The organism is Nocardia sp. NPDC059195 (genome assembly GCF_042754695.1).
GTDB lineage: Bacteria > Actinomycetota > Actinomycetes > Mycobacteriales > Mycobacteriaceae > Nocardia.
The window spans coordinates 80,748-102,736 of sequence record NZ_JBHZBG010000022.1 but is presented as its reverse complement, the minus strand read 5'-3'; the positions used below and the strand labels follow the sequence as shown (position 1 = coordinate 102,736).

Below are 21,989 nucleotides of genomic sequence, written 5' to 3'. Positions count from 1 at the left end.
CGCCGGTCGCACAGTCCGCACCGCCGATGTCTGCCGCGCAGCCCGCATCGCTGGCGCCGGTCGCACAGTCCGCACCGCCGATGTCTGCCGCGCAGCCCGCACCGCCTGCGCCGGTCGCACAGTCCGCACCGCCGATGTCTGCCGCGCAGTCCGCATCGCTTGCGCCAGTCGCGCCGCCCGCGTCGCCTACCTCACCACCGGTCGATTCCGGGCAGGGCGTCGGTGAAGGCCCTTCGGAAAATGTTGCCCCCCAACGACTTGTGGCAGGTGTTCCCCCGGCTGAAACAGTCAGGACAGCGCCGTCCGACTCCCGTATTCGGTCGGAAAGCTCTGGCCCCGAGCAGTTCTCCGGACGGCCGACCGAAACCGGCTCACGTCGCGCTGGCGTCGAACCGACCTCGGCGCCGGAAGCGGTAGCACCCCAGGCGGATTCGTCGGCTCAGCCCGAACCCGAGTCGGCTGTCGGCGCAGCGTCGTCGCCGGTCGAGGCGGCCCCTGTGCAGGCGGAGCCGCGGGTCGGCGCCGCGCAGCCACCGGCGGCGACCGAGGATCTGGTCGGCATCGTCGATGCCGCGTGGCCGGAGATCAAGGGCCGGGTGCGCGAGTTCGGCGCTACGTTGCAGGCGTTGCTGTCGGGGGCGGCGGTGTCGCGGGTCGACGGTGACGTGATCGTGTTCGCGCATCAGAGCGCGCCGTTGGCGCAGCGGTTGTCCGATCCGCGCAATATCGATGCGGTGCGTTCAGCCGTGCGGGCGGTGCTCGGGCGTGAACTGAATGTGCGCTGGGAGACCGGAGCTCCCGCGCCGCGACCGGCGCCCGCCGCCAAGACCGGGGCGGCACGGGGAACGGCGAGTCCGGAGAGCAAGCCCGCGGGGCGGCCGAAATTCTCCCGGCCGAGTCAGGCCGGGGGCAACCAGTCGACGAACCGGGCGAACCGGCCATCCGACGATGACATTCCGCCGCCCGATTTCCCCGACTTACCCGATGATCCCGGCCCGGACAGTGGGTCCGAGTCCCGCTCCGGCGCCGATTCCGCGCGCAATGCCGCCGTGCTCGCCCCGCCGACCCCCGAAGAGGAACGGGAGATGCTGGCCGCCGCCGCGGTGCCGGTGGCTCCCGGTGACCGTCAAGACCCGGACGAGGTCGCTCTGGCGTTGCTACGTGAACAGTTCGGAGCAAAGAGTCTGGATGGTTGACAGCCACCGTCCGCACCGCGTTAAGTTAACCGGAGTTCGCACACCACGGTAGTATGAACGGGTGGCCGGTATCACCGGAAGAGCATGGTTCTATGCTCCGCTGGTGCTTGCCGGGATTTGTACGGCGTCGAGACAATTGGTCGTGGCGTTCGTGCGGCCACCGCACCCCAAGGAAGGAAACACTCCGATATGACCACAGAGGCCTACATCTACGAGGCCATCCGCACTCCGCGCGGCCGCGGCAAGAAGAACGGCTCGCTGCACTCGGTCAAGCCGATCGATCTGACTGTTGGTCTGATCCAGGAGCTGCGTGGCCGTTTCCCGAACCTCGACGAGGACCAGATCTCGGACCTGATCCTCGGTGTCGTCACTCCCGTCGGTGACCAGGGCATGGATATCGCCCGCGTCGCGGTCACCATCGCGGGTCTGCCCGACACCGTCGGCGGCTTCCAGCTCAACCGCTTCTGTGCCTCCGGCCTCGAGGCCGTGAACCTGGCCGCGCAGAAGGTTCGCTCCGGCTTCGACGACCTGGTGATCGCCGGTGGCGTCGAGTCGATGTCGCGCGTGCCGATGGGCTCCGACGGCGGCCCCTGGGCGCTGGACCCGGCCACCAACTACGACGGCTACTTCGTGCCGCAGGGTATCGGGGCCGACCTGATCGCCACCATCGAGGGTTTCACCCGCGATGACGTCGACGCCTACGCCGTGCGTTCGCAGGACCTGGCGGCCAAGGCCACCACCGGCGGCTACTTCGCCAAGTCGATCGTGCCGGTCAAGGACCAGAACGGCCTCGTCGTGCTCGACAACGACGAGCACATGCGTCCCGGCACGACCGCCGCCGACCTGGGCAAGCTCGGCCCGGCCTTCGCGGGCATCGGTGAGATGGGTGGCTTCGACGCCGTCGCGCTGCAGAAGTTCACCTACATCGAGAAGATCAACCATGTCCACCACGGTGGCAACAGCTCGGGCATCGTCGATGGCGCCGCCCTGCTGCTGATCGGCAACGAGGAAGCGGGCAAGAACTCGGGTCTGACCCCGCGCGCCCGCGTCGTCGCGACCGCCACCTCGGGTGCGGACACCACCATCATGCTGACCGGTCCTACCCCGGCTGCGAAGAAGGCACTGGCCAAGGCAGGCCTGACGATCGAGGACATGGACCTCGTCGAGATCAACGAGGCGTTCGCCTCCGTGGTGCTGAAGTTCCAGAAGGACCTCAACGTCCCGGACGAGAAGCTGAACGTCAACGGTGGCGCGATCGCGATGGGCCACCCGCTCGGTGCCACCGGCGCCATGATCACCGGCACGGTGCTCGACGAGCTGGAGCGCCGCAACGCGCGCTACGGCCTGATCACCCTGTGCATCGGTGGCGGTATGGGCGTTGCCACCATCATCGAGCGCGTCTGAGCCTCGGCCGACTTCACTTCTCATAGGAGAGAACGAAAAACTATGACTGACAACATCATCGGCTGGGAGAAGGACGCCGACGGCGTGGTCGTGCTGACCGTCGACGACCCCAACCAGGGTGCCAACACCATGAACGACGCGTACCTCGATTCGATGGTCGCGACCGTGGACCGCCTCGAGGCCGAGAAGGACGACATCACCGGTGTCGTGCTCACCTCTGGCAAGAAGACCTTCTTCGCCGGCGGCGATCTGAAGAACATGATGAAAGTCGGCCCGGACAACGCGGCCGAGGTCATGGCGATGGTCGCCCGGGTCAAGGCCCCGCTGCGTCGCCTCGAGCAGCTCGGCAAGCCGGTCGTCGCCGCCATCAACGGTGCTGCCCTCGGTGGCGGCCTGGAGATCGCGCTGGCCACCCACTACCGCATCGCGGCCGACGTCAAGGGTTCGGCCATCGGCCTGCCCGAGGTCTCCCTCGGCCTGCTGCCCGGTGGCGGTGGCGTGACCCGCACCGTGCGCATGCTCGGCCTGCAGAACGCGCTGATGCAGGTGCTGCTGCAGGGTCAGCGTCACCGCGTCACCAAGGCCAAGGAAATCGGCCTGATCGACGAGGTCGTCGGCACCATCGAGGAACTCGTTCCCGCCGCCAAGGCGTGGATCGCGGCCAACCCCGAGGCCGCCCAGCCGTGGGACAAGAAGGGCTTCAAGATCCCCGGTGGCACCCCGTCCACCCCGGCCTTCGCGGCGAACCTGCCCGCGTTCCCGGCCAACCTGCGTAAGCAGATCAAGGGCGCCAACATGCCCGCCCCGCGCGCCATCATGGCCGCGGCGGTCGAGGGCGCGCAGGTCGACATCGACAACGCGCTGACGATCGAGGCCCGTTACTTCACGAGCCTGCTGACCGGCCCGGTCGCGAAGAACATGATCCAGGCGTTCTTCTTCGACCTGAACCACATCAACGGTGGCGGCTCTCGTCCGTCGTTCGAGGATGTGCCCAAGCGCGACATCAAGAAGATCGGTGTCATCGGCGCGGGCATGATGGGCGCGGGCATCGCCTACGTCTCGGCCAAGGCCGGCTACGAGGTCGTGCTCAAGGACGTCGAGCTCGCCAACGCCGTCAAGGGCAAGGGCTATGCCGAGGCCATCGAGGCCAAGGCGCTCTCGCGTGGCAAGACCACCCAGGAGAAATCCGACGCGCTCCTGGCTCGCATCACCCCGTCCGCCGACGCGGCCGACTTCAAGGGTGTCGACTTCGTCATCGAGGCCGTGTTCGAGAACCCCGAGCTCAAGAACAAGGTCTTCCAGGAGATCGAGGACATCGTCGACGTCGATGCCCTGCTCGGCTCGAACACCTCCACTCTGCCGATCACCCTGCTCTCCGAGGGTGTGAAGCGCTCCGAGGACTTCATCGGTATCCACTTCTTCTCCCCCGTGGACAAGATGCCGCTGGTGGAGATCATCAAGGGCAAGAACACCTCTGACGAGGCGCTGGCCCGGGTGTACGACTACACTCTCGCCATCAAGAAGACCCCGATCGTCGTCAACGACAGCCGTGGCTTCTTCACCTCGCGCGTGATCGGCACCTTCATCAACGAGGCCATCTCCATGGTCGCCGAGGGCATCGACCCGGCCACCATCGAGCAGGCCGGTCTGCAGGCCGGCTACCCGGCCGCGCCGTTGAAGCTCAGCGACGAGCTGAACTTCACCACCATGCAGAAGATCTACAAGGAGACCCAGGCCGCCGTCCTGGCCGCCGGTGGCGAGCTGAACGCGGCCAACGTGGCGACCTCCAAGGTCGTCAACTCGATGGTCGACGAGCACAAGCGCACCGGCAAGCTGGGCGGCGCGGGCTTCTACGAGTACGTCGACGGCAAGGCCACTGGCCTGTGGGACGACCTGCGCGAGATCTTCAACTCGAGCCGTGAGCTTCCGGAGGGTGTCACCTTCCAGGACCTCAAGGACCGGATGATGTTCGCCGAGTCCATCGAGACCCAGAAGTGCTTCGACGAAGGCGTGCTCACCAGCACCGCCGACGCGAACATCGGCTCGATCTTCGGCATCGGCTTCCCGGCCTGGTCGGGTGGCTCGCACCAGTTCATCGTGGGCTACCCCGGTGGCCAGGAGGCCTTCGTGGCCCGCGCCGACGAGCTGGCCGCGAAGTTCGGCCCGCGTTTCGAGGTCCCGGCCTCGCTGCGCAAGTAAGTAGGTAGTTCCGGTCTTCGCGCCGGATCGCCGACGCCCGCCACCTCACCGAGGTGGCGGGCGTTCTTTCGTTGTCAGCGCTTGGCGTAGTCGGCCTTCGGGCTAGTAGCAAGGCCGCTAGCGGAAGCCGAGCGCCCCGACGATGTCGCCGTGGCGGTATCGTAGGTACTTCTCGACGAGCGCCGAATCGACAGCCGCGGTCGCGGTCACGAGCGTGATCACCACGAATTCCTTCGATGCCCCGGCCTTCCATTTGCCGGTCTCGAAGTCGTCGATCATGCCTGCGGGGCGCACTTTCAGATCCTTTTGCTCGATCTTGTCGGCCGCCGCTTCAGCCGCCGCCGCGTCCGGCATCGCCAGTACGAACTGGGTCAGCTTCACTGCTCCGGCCTCGGCCGAGAGCAGCATCTCGACCGCGTACTGACACCCGAGCCCGGTGAGCTTCCCGTCTTTCTCGACCGCGGCGCAGTTGTCGTGATCGCGTCCTTCCACCCAGTCGGCGTTCATCTCGACCGCGCCGAGCTTGAAGTCCCACGGCCCCTCATAGTCGGCATAGCTCAACTTCGCCCCCGACTTGGGCTTCGGCTTGGTAGTCGTTGTCGGTTTCGCGGCAGTGGTGGAAGTAGCCTTCGAGGACGCGGCCACCGCGGTACCCGCAACCCTGTCCCGACCGGCTGCTACGAGCAGCCCGGCGCCGATGGCCAACCCGGCGATCGCCACCAGCGCGACAACGATCCACCCCGCGTTCGACTTCGGTGGCGGTCCGAGCGGCGCGATCTCCTGCGCATAGGGCTTCGGACCGGCGGCACCGTACTCCTGCGGCTGCCCCCAAGGCGCCGGATCCTGCTGCCCCGACGGATACGTCATAACCAACTCCCCCCAATCCGCTCGACGCGCTCCCTATCCGCCCGAGTCGTGCCATCGACTGTACTGACCTCTGACCGTCCGCTACAGATGGCCTCGCCACGCGTCTGACAGGTGAGGCTCCGCCATAAACCGTGGGTTATGGGAACGCCGTGTCATACTTGACACAGAACTTCTGAAAAAATTCAGAAGTCCTTCCCGATGGCTGAGGTATGCGGCATGATCACCGAGGTGCAATGGAGCGAGTTGCAGCGCGACCCGAAGCAGGTGGCTCGGCTCGCGGATGAAGGCGACGTGCGGGTTCGGCGTCGTGACGGGGCTGCGCTGCTACTCATGCGTGAGGATCGGGCGCAAGGGCAGGCCGAAGGCGCAATGGCGGCGGCCAGAGCCTTGCGCAACGTCCTTACACATCTGCCACCAGATATCGCTGCAGCAGCATTGATCGATGAATTCCCCTGGGTAGACCTGCTTCCCGAGGCCGATCGGGTGTTGTTTGTCAGGGAATTCGCGCGGTCCTTTCAAGCATCGGCAGAGCTGGGCGAATGGTCGATGCTGGCCAATACCGTGCACGCGTGGCGCAATACGGCATATATCTACACAGACCCGGACCTCGTCGAACAACTGACCACGCCGATCGACACCGATTTCGGACCGGTGCCGGAACCCGAGGTGGACTAGCAATGTCGCCGAAGCGAGGTGACCGAGTCGCGCCGCCTGCGGGTCCCGGCATGTGGGAGGCGCGATTTGCCACAACAGCAGCAGCGAAGGGCTGGGAGGAGCTATGTCGATCGGCGCGCGCGAGCACCTGGGAGGCATGGATCGTGTTGACTGAGCGCCCGACAAAACCGGAAAACCCTGCTCGCCAGGACAAACTCAAGGGCGCTCTCTCGACTCACGTCGTGGGTGGGAAGCTGCTCGACCAGTGGCAGTACGAAGTTACTGGAGGTGGGCGAATCTGGTACTGCCCTGACGCCGAGTCGCGCATCGTATGGATCGTGGTCGCCGGTACTGGGCATCCGAAGGCGACCGACTGATCTCCAGTTCGTTGGTGGATCGCGTTGTCGCCCACGGGTCGTCGCACCGCGCTGATCGCGCTCGCGGTGTGTTGTGCCGCGGTTCGGACAACCGTTGCCGCCACAGCGTCGAATCTCCACCCGATAGACGCCGGATCGCGCTAGCTTGGATATGTGCGGTGATGTCGGTGACAACCCCGCATACCGACCGAAACGCCGGTGACGCCGATGGTGAGAGGTGGTCACATGGATCCGGAGCAGACGCGTATGCAGCGCGGGCTGGCCGAGGCGGCGCCGGTGGGGCTGAATACGCAGCGGACGATGGCGCCGGGGGTGCCCGACGAGGCGGTGATCGCCGAACTCGACGCCATGGGCCTCACGGGAGCCAAGGAGATCGGGCGCGGCGGGTTCGGCGTGGTGTACCGGGCCTTACAGCCTGCGCTGGATCGAGTCGTCGCGGTGAAGGTGCTGTCCTCGGAAATCGACGTGGAGAGCCGGGAACGGTTCCTGCGCGAGGAACAGGCGATGGGCAGGCTCTCGGGTCACCCGAATATCGTCGACATCCTGCAGGTCGACGTGACCGAGACCGGGCTGCCGCTGATCGTGATGCCGTACTGCTCGCGCGGCTCGCTCGAACGCCTCATCCACGATCGCGGCCCGCTGACCTGGTCGGATACCTTGCGAGCCGGGGTGAAGCTGGCCGCGGCGATCGAGTCGGCACATCGGGCGGGCATTCTGCATCGGGATGTGAAACCGGCGAACGTGCTGCTCAGCGGCTACGGGGAACCGCAACTCACCGACTTCGGCATCGCCCGAATCCCCGGTGGGTTCCAGACGTCGAGCAGCTTGATCACCGGCTCGCCCGCGTTCACCGCGCCGGAAGTGCTCAAGGGCAATGAACCGACCGTTCAGTCTGATATCTATGGCCTCGGCGCGACCCTGTTCGCCCTGCTGACCGGCCACGCCGCGTTCGAACGCCAATCGGGGGAGAAGGTGGTCGCCCAGTTCCTGCGCATCACCACCCAGCCCGTCCCCGACCTGCGCGCCCAGGACATCCCGAGCGACGTCGCCGCGGTGATCGAAAAGGCCATGTCGCCCGAGCCGACCGACCGCCCTTCCTCCGCCTACGAGTTCGGCGAAATGCTGCGTGAGGTTCAGCGCGCCCACGGCCAGATGCCCGACGAAATGGCGCTGCTCGACTCCGAGGACACCACCGAGGACGCATCGGAGGTCTTGAAATCGGTCACCGGCCGCCGGAGCTGGCCGCTGACCCTGCAGACCGTAGGCCCCTCGGTACCCATGCCGAGCACGACGACCGGCACCCTGCCGCCGACCGCCGCCACCAAATTCCGCCCGCCGACGCCCGCGCGCGAGCCCTTCCCCCGCCAGCGCCTGCTCGACGTGCTGCGCGAGGGCGGCGAGCGCCGACTGGCCCTGATCCACGCGCCCGCCGGTTTCGGCAAGAGCACCGTCGCCACGCAGTGGCGCGCGGATCTGGCCACCCGCGGTATTCCGGTGGCCTGGCTGGGTGTCGACCAGGACGACGACAGCGAGATCTGGTTCCTCGCCCACCTCATCGAGGCCATTCGCCGGGTGCGCCCCGATGTCGGCGCCGGCCTCGAGCAGGTGCTGGAGGAGCGTCCCGCCGACGCCGTCGCCTACGTGATCGCCACCCTGATCGATGAGATCCACGCCAGCGGGCAACCGGTGGTCGTCGTAGTGGACGACTGGCACCGCGTGCGCGACCCCGGCGTGCAACGGGCGATGGCGACCCTGCTCGACAACGGCTGCCACCACGTGCGGTTCGTCATCACCAGTCGCGATCAGTCCGGCCTGCCGATCAGCAGGTTGCGGGTACGCGACGAACTGGTCGAGCTGGACGCCGCCGCGCTGCGGCTCACCGAATCGGAGACCCGCCAGATCCTGGTGGAACGCAACGGTTTCGCGCTCACCGATGAGCAGGTCGAGCAGATCCACGTCGCGACCGACGGCTGGCCCGCCGCGATCCAGCTGGTGAGCCTGACGCTGCGTGGTAAGGCCGACCCGGCGCAGTTGCTCGCCTCGCTCGCCGAGGGCGGGCACGGGATGCGGGAGTACCTGGCCGAGAACGTGCTCGACGCGCTGGCGCCGGAGCAGCTCGAGTTCCTGATGGCGATCTCGGTGGTCGAGCGGGTGAACGGCTCCCTGGCCGGGCTGCTCGCCGACGTGCCCGATGGTGCCGCGCTGCTGGCACAAGCCGAGCAGCGTGAGCTTTTCCTGCACCGGATCCAGCACGACCCGGAGTGGTACCGCATGCAACCGCTGTTCGCCGAGCACCTGCGCGCCAGGCTCGACCGCGAACATCCTGGACGTTCGAAAATGCTGCACCGCAAGGCTGCTCGCTGGTACGCCGAGCATCAACTGCTGCGCAAGTCCGTGGATCACGCACTGGCGGCGACCGATCTCAAACTCGCCGCCGACCTGCTCGAAAGCGGCGGCATGGACCTGATCGACGGTTCCCGGCTGGCCACCCTGCTCGGCACCGTCTCGAAACTGCCTGTGCAGCAGGTGACGTCACGGTCGAAACTGTTGATGGCGGTAGCCAGGGCCAATATGAACATGCAGCAGACCGGGACCGCCCGCAGCGCGCTCGGCAGGCTGTCGAACCTGCTGGCCCGCAGCTCGCCCGGTGAGCCGGAACTGACCGAACAGCGTTGCGTGGCAACGGTGCTCGATGCCGCCGACCGGGTAGCCCACGATGACATCGCCGAGGTGGCCGACAGCCTGGCCGCCGTGTTGGAAGAACCCGGCGACCTGCCTGCCTGGACGGTGTCGACCGCCGCGAATCTGATGTCGTTCGTTCGGCTGTGTGAGTTCGACTTCGACGCGGTGACCGAGCTACAGGATTGGGCCGCCGACTATCACACACAGTCGAAGGACCCGCTCGGTCCGGTATTCGGCCTGTGCGCGCTGGGCGACGCCGCCTACGAGCGTCTCGACATCGCCGCTGCTACTACCTTTTTCGAGCAGGCTTACGAGACCGCGCGGACCAAGGCCGGGCCGCGCTCGGACGCCGCCCGGATCGCGGCCGCGCTCCTCGGCGAATTGGCTTATCGCCGTGGTGATCTGGTGCTGGCTGATCGGCTGCTCGACGAGAGCCACGAGCTGGTTACCCGGGTCGGTCCGGTCGACTTCCTGATCGCGACCTTCGTGATCGGGGCCAGGGTGAAGGCCGCGCTCGGCGACCAATACACAGCCTCGGCGCGCCTCGACGAAGGCGCGCGCGTGGCCGCGGAGAACGGGTTGGCCCGCCTGGATGCCCACGTGCGGGCCGAACGGTCCAGGCTCGGATTCCCCACCGGCGAGGACGGCTTCGTTCCCGACACCTCCGGTAACGGCGCACGGCGCAAGAAGGGCGCCGCCGCGCTGATCACCGAGGCGCGTGGCATCGCCGAAATCCGCATCCTGCTGGCCGAACAGCGGCTGCGTGCCGATGATCGCGCCGCCCGCCACGCCAGGGTGATCTACGCGAAAACACTCGACCAAGCCCGTCCACGCGCGGAATTGGACGCGACCCTGCTGCTCGCGGAATGTCTTGCGTCGGCGGGGTGGGTCGGGGAAGCGACCGGGCTGGTGCTGCCGGTCCTGCGCACCTGCGCCGAACTGAGCTGGACCAGACCGCTGCTGGACGCGGGCCCGGGTGTGGTCGGCCTGCTGCATGTGTTGCGCACGCAATCCCATGACGGGCAGGAGCATCCGATCCTGCGGGACCTGCCCGGTCACTTCCTCGACGAACTACTGCAATAATCTTGGCGGCTGGTGCCGCAGTTCTCGGCGCTGAACTCCACCTCTTCCCTCCCTACGGGCACTCCTTCGTCGCACCCTTCGGTCAGTCCATCGGCGGAGGCGCGCCGAGAACACGGCGACTGCTAAGGCTGCCACCAAGGCCGCAACGGGACATCCCAGTTGCCGCTCGAATCGAGCTTCACGCCGAGCACGTGGTGCAGCTGGATCACATTGCGCTGGAAGCCGAGTCGGCAGCCCGCCATGTACAGCCCCCACACCTTCGCGGTGCCCTCGCCGACCTCGGCGACGGCCTCGTCCCAATTGGTGACCAGGTTCTTGCACCATTCGTGCAGTGTCAGCGCGTAGTGCTCACGCAGGTTCTCCTCGTGCAGCACCTCGAGGCCGACGTTCTGGATATCGGCGATGATGCGGCCGGAACCGATCAGCTCCCCGTCGGGGAAGACGTAGCGGTCGATGAAGTCGCCCGCCTTGGTGGTGCGGGTGTTGTCGTGGCGGGTGATGCAGTGATTGAGGAACAGCCCGCCCACCCGCAGCTTGTCCTTGATGTAGCCGAAGTAGAACGGGTAGTTGTGCACGCCGATGTGCTCGGTGAGGCCGATCGAGGAGACGGCGTCGAATTCGCCCTCGGGGATGTCGCGGTAGTCGCTGTGCCTGACCTCGGCGAGCTCGCTGAGACCTTCCTCGGCGATCTTCTGCTGTGCCCAGGCGGCCTGTTCGGCCGACAGCGTCGCCCCGATCACCCGCACACCGCGGTGTGCCGCGTAGCGAACCATGCCGCCCCAGCCGCAGCCGATATCGAGCAGCCGGTCGCCTTCCTTCAGGCGCAGCTTCTCGAAGATCAGGCGGTACTTGTTCTCCTGTGCCTGCTCGAGCGTCGAGTTCTCATCGCCGTACACCGCGCAGGTGTAGGTCATCGACGGGCCGAGGACGTACTCGTAGAACTTGTTGGAGACGTCGTAGTGGTGGTGGATCGCCTCCGCGTCGCGAGTCTTGGAGTGGCGCAGGCCTTCCAGCGCGATCCGGCGCCACCGGGGCAGCGTCTCCTGCGGCGGGGGAGCGATCGGCTTGAGCCGCTCCCAGCCCAGCGAGCGGGCGATGGTGACCAGCGACAGTGCCGAAGGACGATGAAACTTCATGTCCTGCATGGCTTTCAAGATGTCGTACGGGTCGCCGGGATGCACCCCCTCGGCGGTCATGTCACCGGCGATGTAGGCGCGCGCCATGCCGAGGTCGCCGGGGGCGCCCGCCAGGTAGTTGATGCCGCGTGGGGTCTTGATCTCGAGGGTGAAGGGCGCGTCCACCGGGCCGGTCGTGCTGCCGTCGTAGGCGGTCAGGCGGACAGGGATGTCGCCGTCTACGAGGGTTTCGACGACCTCGGCGATGTTGAGCCGGGTCCCCAGCTCTGCCAATACCTCGGATCGGTCCTTGAATGTCGTCACTTGCGTTGCACCGCCTTCGAATACAGATTCAGCAGTCGTTGGTCCGGGTCGTAACGGGTCTTCAGTTCGGTGTAGGTGTCGCCGCCGTAGAGCTCGGCGAACTCGGCCTCGTCGTAGTAGGAGTCCGAGTAGAGCGACTTGTGTCCGTCGAACGCGGACACGATCTTCTCGATGGCGCGGTTGGCCGCCCCTTCCGGTTGACCTCGCTCGGTCGGCACCGCCGACCAGAATCCGACATTGACGTAGGTGCGCTGTGGCTCGAGCGGATACAGCGGCCACGGACGGTCACCGTCCGTGGCCGGCGCGTCGTCGAGCGCACGCAAGCGCAATGGGCACAACCAGATCGGCTCGATAGGTATTTCCCGGAGGAACCATTCGACGAAGTCGGCGGTGTGTTGGACCGGCACCTCGATGTCCTGCACGACGCGTTCCTGCGGGGGGTTGCCCTTGCGGGCCTGCCTGCGGTCATCGATGTGGTACTTGCGGTCGAGCGCGACCAGTTTCCAGTAGAAACTGCTGCGGCGGCGCGACTTCGGCCAGAGCCTGCGGATCTTCGGATTCTGGGCGCCGAACGCGCGCGAGCACCAGAACCAGTCGGTGTCCCAGCGCCACAGGTAGTCGTGGATGGTCAGCCGGTCGCGTGTCACGCCGTCGGCGTGCTGCAGGGAGCGGTAGAAGATGTCCATGCCGGTGTAATCGCTGACCGGCCCCGGCTCCTCGGTCCGGCGACCCAGGGTCAGGTAGCTCTCGCTCGCGCTGAACACCACGCCGTCGACGTAATCGACATCTTCGCCCTCGAAGCGACGTTCGACGACGATCCGATCGAGTTCGGCTTCCAGCTCACGCAAGTCGTGGAAGCGCACGTGCCGCAGTTCCACGAACGGCAGAACGGGTTCGAGCTCGATCTTCAGCCGGACGGAGTATCCGAGCGTGCCGTAGGAGTTGGGGAAGCCGTGGAACAGGTCGGCGTGCTCGCCGGTCGGTGTCGCGGTGACGATCTCGCCGGAGCCGGTCAAAATGTCCATTTCCAAGACGGATTCGTGGGGCAGACCGTTGCGGAACGAGGTCGATTCGATGCCGAGGCCGGTCACCGCGCCGCCCAGGGTGATGGTCTTGAGCTGGGGCACCACCAGCGGCGCCAGCCCGTAGGGGAGGGTGGCTGCCACCAGGTCCTCATAGGTGGTCATGCCCGCGACGTCGGCCGTGCGGGCTCGCGGGTCCACCGCGATCACCTGCCCCAGGCCGGACACGTCGAGGCCGGGCGCGGTGGGTGCCGCCCTGGCCCGGAACAAGTTCGATGTCTTCTTCGCCAGCCGGACGACGGCACCGGGTGGGATGGCGCGATAGCTTGCCAGCAGTCGCTCCACACCCGCCCGATGCGCGGCATATCCGGACTCGCGTGTGGCCGGTTCGTGACCAGCCCTACCCAAAAGACTCACTGCCACCCCTTTGACGCTAGTACGACCCCGTCCGCCCGGCCACCGGATACTTGCGCGCCGCGACAAAAAGTCACGTACATGTTCCCGCGCCGCCCCGACCTGGTCGGGTGAACCGGTGCGAGACAGGGCAGGATGTAACCCGGTCGAGATATCGCCACACCCCCCAGCAAGGAGTCAACAGTGGGACAGGTCAGCGCCAGCAGTTCGATCGTCGTCGCCGCGGATCCGCAGCGCACGCTCGCAGCGATCGGCGATTACGAGACGATTCGGCCGCGCATTCTCTCCTCGCACTACCGCGACTACAAGGTTGTCGAAGGCGGTAACGGCGCGGGCACCGTGGTGGAGTGGACGCTGCAGGCCACCGAGAAGCGCACACGCAACGTGCGCGCGACCGTCACGGTGGCGGATTCGGTCCTCACCGAGCGCGACGCCAACTCCACCATGGTCAACACCTGGACCGTCACCCCCGACGGCACCGGCTCGAAGGTCACCGTCGAGACCATCTGGAAGGGTGCGGGCGGCATCGCGGGCATCTTCGAGGGCATCTTCGCCCCCCTCGGACTGAAGAAGATCCAGGCCGAGGTTCTCGGCAACCTCTCGCGCGAACTGGCCTGAACCCAGTTCTCGGGAGTCGGTCAGTCCTTGCCGATGTCGAAGAGGTTTCCTTCGGGGTCGGCGAGGGTGGTCCACTGGATGCCGTACTCGTCGAAGTCGCCGATGTGCTTGCCGCCCAGGCTGATCGCGCGCTCGATGTACTCGGCCCACTCCGCGGTGTGGAAATCCAGATGGACCACATTTTTGCCAGGGGTCTTGTCGGGGACCTGGATGAACATCAGGGTCGGGGCGTGGCCGGCGGATTTGCCGACGGTGGCGAAGAACTGCGACGCCTCCGGGTCTACGGGCAAATCGAGCAGTTGTGCGTAGAACTCGGCCTGGGCGGTGGCGTTGTGGCAGTCCATGGTGATGTTGGCCAGGACGATGGTCATCAGATTTCTCCTTCGGTGATCGGCCAGCACACTTCGGTGCGATATTCGGCCGGGTTATCGGTGATGTCAGGTCCCACGAGATAGCGCTCGCGGACCGGTTCGCCGGGCAGTGCGGCGCTGTGCTCGGCGACGTGGCTGCCGAGTGCGCCATAGGTGCGGTCGAAGTCTTCGAACGGGCCGTTGTGTATGGCCACGGCGAAGTGGCGGGCCGGGAAGTCGACGATGGCGAAGCCGCGGGTGGGGACGAATTCGGCCCCGGGCGGCAACGGCACGTACGCGGTCACCGCGCCGTTGTCTTCGGTGAAGAACTCGTTCGAATACGTCGCGCCAGCAACGCCTCCCGGATCCACGCCCGACTCGAGCAGGATCATGTACAGCTGCTCGAACGCTGTGCCGCACCAATCGGCGATGGCGGTGTGCTCGACGTGGTCGGTGACCGTGAGCGCCGTGAACGCGGGCTCGATCCGGTAGTCGACCTCGATCGGTGGTGGGGGCGCGGTGAGCAGGGCGCGCAGCGAAACCACCACCTCGCGGGTGCGATCCAGCGCCGCCTCCATCCTGATCAGATGCGCCCGCAGCGCAGCGTCGCGCTCGGCGGGATCGGCCGCGGCGAGCACGGTGCGGATCTCCGGCAGCGGCATGTCCAGATCGCGCAGGCGGCGGATCAGATGGGCTCGCTCCACCTGGTCGGTGGAATATCGGCGGTAGCCGGTGCCGACATCCACCGCGGCAGGTTCGAGTAACTCGATCTCGTGGTAATACCGCAGCGTCTTGACGCTCAGATGGGTGAGGCGGGCGAACTCGCCGATCGCCACGGTTGCTGTCATAAGAGCAAGACAACACCCTCCAGCGGGTGGAGGGTCAAGCTCCGATCAGGCGGGCGCCAACACGAAGGCGGCGAGCAGTGGCCAAGAGCCCTCGCGCCACCACGAATAGCCGAACCAGACACCCGGGGTGACCTCGCGGATCTCGTCGTAGACCTGTGGTGTGGGTGACGGCGCGTAGTTCAGTGCCCAGGTGGGGGCGCCATCGAGGATCGACGGTGCTCGATAGACATCGGCGGGGAAAGCCTCGATCCCGGCGCCGGTGACCCGGTTGGTGAGTGAGCCGCCGTCCGGTCCGGTGCGGAACACCTTGCCGATCCACAGTGCGGGTGCGGCCGCTTCGAGTTGCGGCGGGCGTGTCACCCAGCCGTTGGTGAGGCCCGTCGCCACCGCGCCCGCCTGCGCGTCACGGTAGATCTGGTCCTGCTGGGTGATGCTGCAGCGGAAGCGCAACGAATCGATGGTCGCCGCGCGATTGCCTGGATCGAGTACGCAGCCGTTGCCGTAGTCGTTGATCGCGCCGCCGGAGTCGGCTGACACGGCGGCGGGAGTGAGAAGAAGCAGGCTAGCGACGGATGCGAACACGGCTGAAACTGATGCCAGGCGCGCACGGGATGCATTCATCTGATCTCCTAGAGATTGCTGAATCATTGCCAGACCTGGTCTGATCGTATGCTCGAATCCCCGGCGGAGCCATCGTTTCAGCGGCCATTCGCCACGACTAAACTGGCAACCGCACGCGGCCAGAGCTCCGCACCCGACGCACCCCACGGTTTTCGGCCGCCTCGCACCCGAGGGCGAGACGGAATGCCGGAGGCGCAGTATCGTCCCTCGGTGTGCGGCCCCCAGGGCCGAAAACCCCGCGGCGCCAGCCGCCAAAGACACAGGAGTGTTGTGCAACCCGGTGATGGTCAGTTCGATATGCAGGCACTGCTCGCCCAGGCTCAGCAGATGCAGCAGGCAGTGATGCAGGCGCAGGCCGAGCTCGCCGAGACCGAGGTGTCCGGTCAGGCAGGCGGCGGTCTGGTGCAGGCCACGATCAAGGTCAGCGGCGAGGTGATCGCACTGACGATCGACCCGAAGGTGGTCGATCCGGACGATGTCGACGGACTGCAGGACCTGGTCATCGGCGCGATCAACGCCGCGATGGCCAATGCGCAGCAGCTCGCGGCCGAGCGCCTCGGTCCCCTGTCGCAGGGCCTCGGCGGCGGTTCGATGCCCGGTCTGCCCGACTTCTGATGTATGAGGGGCCGGTTCAGGATCTGATCGACGAGCTGGGCAAACTGCCCGGGGTCGGTCCGAAGAGCGCGCAGCGCATCGCTTTTCATCTATTGCAGGTGGAGCCGCCGGATATCGACCGGCTGCAGGCCGCCCTGCAGAAGGTGCGCGACGGCGTGCAGTTCTGCGTCTCGTGCGGCACCGTCGCCGATGGTGAGCTGTGCCGGATCTGTGCCGACCCACGCCGCGACCGCACGATGATCTGTGTGGTCGAGGAACCCAAGGATGTGCAGGCGATCGAGCGCACCCGCGAGTTCCGTGGTCGCTACCACGTGCTCGGTGGTGCGCTCGATCCGCTCAGCGGCGTCGGGCCCGATCAATTGCGGATCAGGGAGCTGCTGACCCGCATCGGTAATCAGGAAGACGGCATCGATGTGAGCGAGGTGATCATCGCGACCGACCCGAATACCGAGGGCGAGGCGACGGCCACCTATCTCGTGCGGATGCTGCGCGATTTCCCCGGGCTCACCGTCACCCGGTTGGCCTCCGGGCTGCCGATGGGTGGCGACCTGGAATTCGCCGACGAACTGACCCTCGGCCGGGCACTTTCCGGCCGACGGACGCTGTAGGACCAGGCGCGACGGCGGTAGGCGTGGTTGCCGCCGTCGCGGCCGCACGAGGCTCAGAGCTCTACGCGGGTCCAGGTGACACCCTCGGCGGTGGCGGGCTTGCCGTTGGCCCAGTCCCAGATGATGGCGGCGACCTGCGCCGGGTCGTCGAGGGTCGTGCCGAAATGCCGGTCGGGGGCGCCGTCGCGATATTCGAGGGTGTAGGGGCCGCTCGGGTCGCGGTAGGTCTGGATGTAGCGCTGTTCGCCCTCTTCGACGATGAGGTACGGGTTGGGGGCGGCGAGCCCGGCGACCCACTGGTGTGCCAATTCCTCGGTGAGATACGGGAATTCGCCCGCACCGCCGTGCGTGACGTTGATCGGGATGTGGTCGGCCGGGTCGATGATCCAGGTCAGCTGCGGATCGTAGACGGCGTAGCCGCGCGGAGTGGCGAGGTCGAAGAGCAGGTTGCGGACGAAGCCGATGGCGTCGTACGGCGAGGGGATGTAGAGCGTGTCGCCGCTGGGGCCGCCGACGGATTCGACGCTGAGGAACGAGTCGTCCACCGGCAGTTCGGCGTTGCGCGCGTTCAACTCGGCCGCGATCTCGGCGATCGGTTCGGACTCGGTCAGGCCTTCCTGGGCGGCGAGGTAGGCGTCGATCTCGTCGACAGAGCTGGCGACGCCGGATGGCAGCAGGATGTGGTCGTAGCTCACGGTGCCAGCTTAGCCGCTGGTGCCCCGCGTCTCGGCCGGTAACCCACAGGGCCGAGACCGGCTATTACCGCGGTGTTTCGAAAGGGGTGCCGGTCGGGAAACTCCGGTTTCGTCGGCCCGCGCGGTGTCGGGGGTGTGTGGTCCACTTGGTGAATGGGCATCAAGGTGTCACTCGAGCACCGCACGGCATACTCCTTCGATCGTCTCGTCGAGGTGCATCCGCATGAAGTGCGGTTGCGCCCCGCCCCGCACTCGCGCACGCCGATCGAGGCGTACTCCCTCGAGGTGTTACCGGCCGAGCACTTCGTCAACTGGCAGCAGGACGCGTTCGGTAATTTCGTTGCGCGCCTGGTGTTTCCGAACCCGACGAAGGAGTTGTCGATCACCGTGGGGTTGATCGCCGACCTCGAGGTGGTCAACCCGTTCGACTTCTTCATCGAGGATTACGCCGAGTTCTTCCCGTTCGAGTACGACACCGCACTCGCCGCGGATCTCGCGCCCTATCTGCGGCGCGTCGACGAGGCGGAGCCGGGCAGTGGGCCGGGGGAGTTGCTGCGGGACTGGGCGCGGGTGCACCGGCCGCAGGGCCGCATCCGTGCCATCGACTATCTCGTCGAACTCAACTACGCGCTGCGCGGTTCGGTCGACTACACCGTGCGCATGGAGGCGGGTGTGCAGACGCCCGATCACACCTTGCGCACCGCGCTCGGGTCCTGCCGTGACTCGGCCTGGTTGCTGGTCGGCGTGCTGCGTGAGCTGGGGCTGGCCGCCCGCTTCGTCTCCGGCTACCTGGTCCAGCTCACCTCCGATGTGCCGTCGCTGGACGGTCCGTCGGGCCCGGCCGCCGACTTCACCGACCTACACGCCTGGACCGAGGTGTATCTGCCCGGCGCGGGCTGGGTCGGCTTGGATCCCACCTCCGGCCTGTTCGCGGGCGAAGGCCACATCCCGCTCGCCGCCACCCCGCATCCCGGCGCCGCCGCCCCGATCACCGGGGCCACCGGGATCACTGAGGCCACCCTCGACTTCAGCAATGTGGTTCGCCGTATCCATGAGGATCCGCGAGTCACGCTGCCCTACACCGATTCCCAGTGGGAAAGCATCGTCGCATCCGGTGCCGCGATCGACGCCCGGATGGCGGGGGCCGATGTCGGCCTCACCATGGGCGGTGAGCCGACCTTCGTCTCCATCGACGACCAGGTCAGCGCCCAGTGGACCACCGACGCCGACGGCAGGCACAAACGTGAGCGCGCCGTCGACCTCGCCGACCGACTCCGCTCGATCTACGCGCCGACCGGCATCGTGCAGTACCGCCAGGGCAAGTGGTATCCCGGAGAACCGTTGCCCCGCTGGGAGATCGCGATCGCCTGGCGGGCCGATGGCGAGCCGATCTGGCGGCGTCAGGATCTACTCGCCGACCCGTGGACGCCGGTTTCCCGGCACACGCCGTCGACTGGGGGCGTCGCCGACACAGTGGGGGCCGACCACTCGAACGGCTACGCGCCTGCCGGTGCCGAGGTCGCGACCGCGGTTGTCGCGCTGGGGCTGGCGGACGAGTCCGGTGCGGACGCCGTCGGTGACGTGCCAGGGTCGGCCGGCGCGGTGTCGGTGCTCGAAGCGCACCTCCCCGCCGCCACGATCGACACCGACATGGTCCCGGTCTTCGATGCGCGTCGTCGCGTCAGCGGTGACGAAATCGCCGCCGCGGTTGTCGCGTTGGGGCTTGCCGGGGATGACGAGGTCCGGAGGATGGGCAAGGCGGGCGGTGTCGATCTGCTCGACAGAGTCGACTATGTCGATGCGGGCGATCTCGCGGAGGCGGCAGAACCCGCTGTCGAGGCGGCGGATCTCGAGGTGGTGGAGTTCGACGACGGGCCGGCGCTGATCGACGAACCCGTCGAACTGGTCGCCGCCGAACATCGCCGCGCGGCGGAGACCCAGCAGGCCTGCGCCGACGCCGGTGGCGCTGTTCGCCCGGCGGAGAAGGCCGAGGTGTCGAAGAAGGCAGCGAAGGAGTCAGCCAAGGCGGCCAAGAAGGCAGCGGCTGAACTGCGAAAAGCCGCCAGGAAGAACAAGTTTCGCGGGAAAAAGGGGGCCGGGAGCGCGCCGCCGTCGGTCCACCCGCCCATCCAGTTGACCCGCTCGCAACCGAGCAACTCGGCCGCCGGGGTGATTCCCGACCGGGCGCCCGCGGCCGACATCGGTGCGGCCAAGGCATTGATCGCCGAGATCGCGGGCACCCTGGGGTTGCCGGATGTGCAGGTGCGGCCCGCTTTCGAGGATCCGTTGGCGCGGTTGGCAGCGACCGTGAGCGCGCCGTATGGCGATCCGCCGCCCGCCGATATCGACCCGACCGAGGACTCGCCCGAGGTGCGGCGGGTATTGCTCGAGAGTTTGGAGGAGTCGGTCGATCAGCCGTCGGCGTATGTGCTGCCGATTCATCGGCGGGCCGACGGCGTCGGCTGGGCCAGTGCCGACTGGCAACTGCGCCGTGGCCGTGCCGAGGACAGTCGCGGTCGGATCGTGTTGGCCGATGGCGATTCGCCTGCCGGACTACGCCTTCCGATCGGTTCGGTGTCCTGGCACGCGCCGCCGATCCTGCCCGACAGCGACCCGCTCTACCAGAAACCGCTGAGTGAAGAACGGGTCGAGCCGGCCGCCGCGGTGGAGCCGGCCGATTTCACGCCGACGACCGCGCTGGTCGCCGAGGTCAGGCAGGGTCGGCTGCATGTGTTCCTGCCGCCGGTGACCGAGCTCGACGACTTCCTCGATCTGATCGCCAAGGTGGAGGCGGCGGCGGTGGCGATCGGGCAGCCGGTGGTGCTGGAAGGCTACGCCCCGCCGAGTGACGCACGGCTACAGACGTTTTCGGTGACGCCCGACCCCGGTGTGATCGAGGTGAACATCATGCCCACCAGCTCGTTCGCCGAGCAGGCCGAGGTGCTGAACACCCTCTACGAGCAGGCCAGGCTCGCCCGGCTGAGCACCGAATCCTTCGACGTGGACGGCACCCACGGCGGTACCGGCGGCGGCAACCACATCACCCTCGGTGGCGTCACCCCGGCGCGTTCACCGCTGCTGCGCCGCCCCGACCTGCTGGTTTCCATGCTCACCTACTGGCAGCGCCACCCCGCGCTGTCGTACCTGTTCGCGGGTCGTTTCGTCGGCCCGACCTCGCAGGCGCCCCGCGCGGACGAGGGTCGCGAAGGCGCGCTCTACGAACTCGAGATCGCCTTCGCCGAGGTCGCCAGGCTCACCGCCGAACAAGCCCCTGGCCCCACGCCGTACGAAATCCAGTCGGCCCCTTGGCATATCGACCGCGCGCTGCGGCACCTGCTCACCGATCTCACCGGCAACACCCACCGCGCCGAGTTCTGCATCGACAAGCTGTACAGCCCCGACTCGGCTCGCGGCCGGCTCGGGCTGCTGGAACTGCGTGGTTTCGAGATGCCGCCACATTTCCAGATGGCGATGGTGCAGTCGTTGCTGGTGCGCGGCCTGGTCTCGATGTTCTGGGACAAGCCGCTGCGCGCGCCGCTGATCCGCCACGGGTCCAACCTGCACGGCCGCTATCTGCTGCCGCACTTCCTGAACAACGACATCGCCGAGGTCGCGGCCGACCTGCGCGCGGCGGGCGTCGACTTCGACACCGCCTGGCTCGACCCCTTCACCGAATTCCGCTTCCCCCGCATCGGCACCGCCATGATCGGTGAGGCGGAGCTGGAACTGCGCGGCGCGATCGAACCGTGGCTCACCCTCGGCGAACAGACCACCGGCCAGGGCACCGCGCGCTACGTCGACTCGTCGGTGGAACGCCTCCAGGTGCGGTTGGTCGGCGCCGACCGCGGCCGCTACGTCCTGACCTGCAACGGCATGCCAGTACCGCTGCTGGCCACCGACAAATCCGACGTCCAGGTGGCAGGCGTGCGCTACCGCGCCTGGCAGCCGCCGAACTCACTGCACCCCTCGATCACCGTCGACGCCCCTTTGGTGTTCGACCTGGTAGACGTCGCGACGGGCATCTCCCGCGGTGGCTGCACCTACCACGTCGTACACCCCGGCGGCCGCGCCTACGACGACGCACCCGTCAACGCCGTCGCCGCCCAATCGCGCCGCAACCGCCGTTTCGAGGCCGCCGGACATACGGTGAATCCGATGGATCCCGCCGAACTCCGTGCGAAGATCGCGGCACAGTCGACCGATGTCGGAGCGCCAGGCATCCTGGACCTACGCCGCGCGCGAACAGTGTGGGGCCAGTAGTCGAGAGTTTCGGCGCGCCACCGAACGTCTGGTCGAC

17 protein-coding genes are annotated in these 21,989 nt (G+C 67.1%); 10 read left to right on the top strand and 7 right to left on the bottom strand.

Annotated elements, in window-relative coordinates; genetic code table 11:
• The 4 genes from ACFXKN_RS24680 to ACFXKN_RS24665 form a co-directional block, all read left to right on the top strand.
• A partial coding sequence (locus ACFXKN_RS24680) for a hypothetical protein (RefSeq protein WP_379433925.1) occupies positions 1 to 226 on the top strand: 226 nt, incomplete at its 5' end.
• Between the two features lie 271 nt (positions 227 to 497).
• Positions 498 to 1,196: a DNA polymerase III subunit gamma/tau gene (locus ACFXKN_RS24675; RefSeq protein WP_379433924.1), complete on the top strand. Its 699-nt coding sequence runs from the start codon at positions 498 to 500 to the stop codon at positions 1,194 to 1,196.
• Positions 1,197 to 1,385: 189 nt separating this feature from the next.
• Positions 1,386 to 2,600 carry an acetyl-CoA C-acetyltransferase gene (locus ACFXKN_RS24670; RefSeq protein WP_378960484.1) on the top strand — a complete coding sequence of 405 codons (1,215 nt, stop codon included), beginning with the start codon at positions 1,386 to 1,388 and terminating at the stop codon, positions 2,598 to 2,600.
• 42 nt (positions 2,601 to 2,642) lie between these two features.
• A complete protein-coding gene (locus tag ACFXKN_RS24665) occupies positions 2,643 to 4,799 on the top strand; it encodes a 3-hydroxyacyl-CoA dehydrogenase NAD-binding domain-containing protein (protein WP_378960560.1) in 2,157 nt (718 codons plus the stop codon).
• A gap of 117 nt (positions 4,800 to 4,916) precedes the next feature.
• Here ACFXKN_RS24665 and ACFXKN_RS24660 read toward each other — a convergent pair whose 3' ends face one another.
• Entirely contained in the window at positions 4,917 to 5,666 is a 750-nt protein-coding gene (locus ACFXKN_RS24660) for a hypothetical protein (protein ID WP_378960578.1), read from the bottom strand.
• Positions 5,667 to 5,882: 216 nt separating this feature from the next.
• On the opposite strand from ACFXKN_RS24660, the gene ACFXKN_RS24655 reads away from it, so the two are divergent.
• Both ACFXKN_RS24655 and ACFXKN_RS24650 read left to right on the top strand, forming a co-directional pair.
• On the top strand, positions 5,883 to 6,341 hold the full coding sequence (locus ACFXKN_RS24655) for a hypothetical protein (protein WP_378960595.1): 459 nt from the start codon (positions 5,883 to 5,885) through the stop codon (positions 6,339 to 6,341).
• Positions 6,342 to 6,922: 581 nt separating this feature from the next.
• Positions 6,923 to 10,462, top strand: coding sequence for a protein kinase (locus ACFXKN_RS24650; RefSeq protein WP_379433923.1), 3,540 nt, complete (start codon positions 6,923 to 6,925; stop codon positions 10,460 to 10,462).
• Positions 10,463 to 10,584: 122 nt separating this feature from the next.
• Here the strand turns inward: ACFXKN_RS24650 and ACFXKN_RS24645 are convergent, their stop codons facing one another.
• Together ACFXKN_RS24645 and ACFXKN_RS24640 are read right to left on the bottom strand one after the other, a co-directional pair.
• Positions 10,585 to 11,901, bottom strand: a complete 1,317-nt coding sequence (locus tag ACFXKN_RS24645; RefSeq protein WP_379433922.1) for a class I SAM-dependent methyltransferase — start codon at positions 11,899 to 11,901, stop codon at positions 10,585 to 10,587.
• The gene (locus tag ACFXKN_RS24640; protein WP_379433921.1) at positions 11,898 to 13,340 is read right to left on the bottom strand and encodes an FAD-binding oxidoreductase; all 1,443 of its coding nucleotides are present in this window, start codon (positions 13,338 to 13,340) and stop codon (positions 11,898 to 11,900) included. The genes ACFXKN_RS24645 and ACFXKN_RS24640 overlap by 4 nt, the downstream gene beginning before the upstream one ends.
• Positions 13,341 to 13,520: 180 nt before the next feature.
• Between ACFXKN_RS24640 and ACFXKN_RS24635 the strand changes: the two genes are divergently transcribed.
• The gene (locus tag ACFXKN_RS24635; protein ID WP_379433920.1) at positions 13,521 to 13,955 is read left to right on the top strand and encodes an SRPBCC family protein; all 435 of its coding nucleotides are present in this window, start codon (positions 13,521 to 13,523) and stop codon (positions 13,953 to 13,955) included.
• Between the two features lie 20 nt (positions 13,956 to 13,975).
• Here the strand turns inward: ACFXKN_RS24635 and ACFXKN_RS24630 are convergent, their stop codons facing one another.
• The 3 genes from ACFXKN_RS24630 to ACFXKN_RS24620 are packed head-to-tail and all read right to left on the bottom strand — an operon-like array spanning position 13,976 to position 15,690.
• Positions 13,976 to 14,326 carry a VOC family protein gene (locus tag ACFXKN_RS24630; protein WP_378960979.1) on the bottom strand — a complete coding sequence of 117 codons (351 nt, stop codon included), beginning with the start codon at positions 14,324 to 14,326 and terminating at the stop codon, positions 13,976 to 13,978.
• Positions 14,326 to 15,153 carry a MerR family transcriptional regulator gene (locus ACFXKN_RS24625; protein WP_379433919.1) on the bottom strand — a complete coding sequence of 276 codons (828 nt, stop codon included), beginning with the start codon at positions 15,151 to 15,153 and terminating at the stop codon, positions 14,326 to 14,328. The genes ACFXKN_RS24630 and ACFXKN_RS24625 overlap by 1 nt, the downstream gene beginning before the upstream one ends.
• A gap of 45 nt (positions 15,154 to 15,198) precedes the next feature.
• Entirely contained in the window at positions 15,199 to 15,690 is a 492-nt protein-coding gene (locus tag ACFXKN_RS24620; RefSeq protein ID WP_379433918.1) for a hypothetical protein, read from the bottom strand.
• A gap of 354 nt (positions 15,691 to 16,044) precedes the next feature.
• Here ACFXKN_RS24620 and ACFXKN_RS24615 point away from each other — a divergent pair, with 354 nt between their 5' ends.
• Together ACFXKN_RS24615 and recR are read left to right on the top strand one after the other, a co-directional pair.
• Positions 16,045 to 16,389, top strand: a complete 345-nt coding sequence (locus ACFXKN_RS24615) for a YbaB/EbfC family nucleoid-associated protein (RefSeq protein ID WP_379433917.1) — start codon at positions 16,045 to 16,047, stop codon at positions 16,387 to 16,389.
• On the top strand, positions 16,389 to 16,997 hold the full coding sequence (recR, locus tag ACFXKN_RS24610) for a recombination mediator RecR (RefSeq protein WP_056822003.1): 609 nt from the start codon (positions 16,389 to 16,391) through the stop codon (positions 16,995 to 16,997). The genes ACFXKN_RS24615 and recR overlap by 1 nt, the downstream gene beginning before the upstream one ends.
• 53 nt (positions 16,998 to 17,050) lie before the next feature.
• Here recR and ACFXKN_RS24605 read toward each other — a convergent pair whose 3' ends face one another.
• Complete coding sequence (locus ACFXKN_RS24605; protein ID WP_378961228.1) at positions 17,051 to 17,692, bottom strand: hypothetical protein; 642 nt, start codon at positions 17,690 to 17,692, stop codon at positions 17,051 to 17,053.
• 153 nt (positions 17,693 to 17,845) lie between these two features.
• Here ACFXKN_RS24605 and ACFXKN_RS24600 point away from each other — a divergent pair, with 153 nt between their 5' ends.
• Entirely contained in the window at positions 17,846 to 21,952 is a 4,107-nt protein-coding gene (locus tag ACFXKN_RS24600) for a transglutaminase family protein (RefSeq protein ID WP_378961292.1), read from the top strand.
• The last annotated feature ends 37 nt before the right edge of the window (positions 21,953 to 21,989 follow it).

Coding starts and splice junctions, on each gene's coding strand:
- ACFXKN_RS24670 (WP_378960484.1), top strand. CDS start 1,386: ATGACCACAGAGGCCTACATCTACGAGGCCATCCGCACTCCGCGCGGC.
- ACFXKN_RS24665 (WP_378960560.1), top strand. CDS start 2,643: ATGACTGACAACATCATCGGCTGGGAGAAGGACGCCGACGGCGTGGTC.
- ACFXKN_RS24660 (WP_378960578.1), bottom strand. CDS start 5,666: ATGACGTATCCGTCGGGGCAGCAGGATCCGGCGCCTTGGGGGCAGCCG.
- ACFXKN_RS24655 (WP_378960595.1), top strand. CDS start 5,883: ATGATCACCGAGGTGCAATGGAGCGAGTTGCAGCGCGACCCGAAGCAG.
- ACFXKN_RS24650 (WP_379433923.1), top strand. CDS start 6,923: ATGGATCCGGAGCAGACGCGTATGCAGCGCGGGCTGGCCGAGGCGGCG.
- ACFXKN_RS24630 (WP_378960979.1), bottom strand. CDS start 14,326: ATGACCATCGTCCTGGCCAACATCACCATGGACTGCCACAACGCCACC.
- ACFXKN_RS24625 (WP_379433919.1), bottom strand. CDS start 15,153: ATGACAGCAACCGTGGCGATCGGCGAGTTCGCCCGCCTCACCCATCTG.
- recR (WP_056822003.1), top strand. CDS start 16,389: ATGTATGAGGGGCCGGTTCAGGATCTGATCGACGAGCTGGGCAAACTG.
- ACFXKN_RS24600 (WP_378961292.1), top strand. CDS start 17,846: ATGGGCATCAAGGTGTCACTCGAGCACCGCACGGCATACTCCTTCGAT.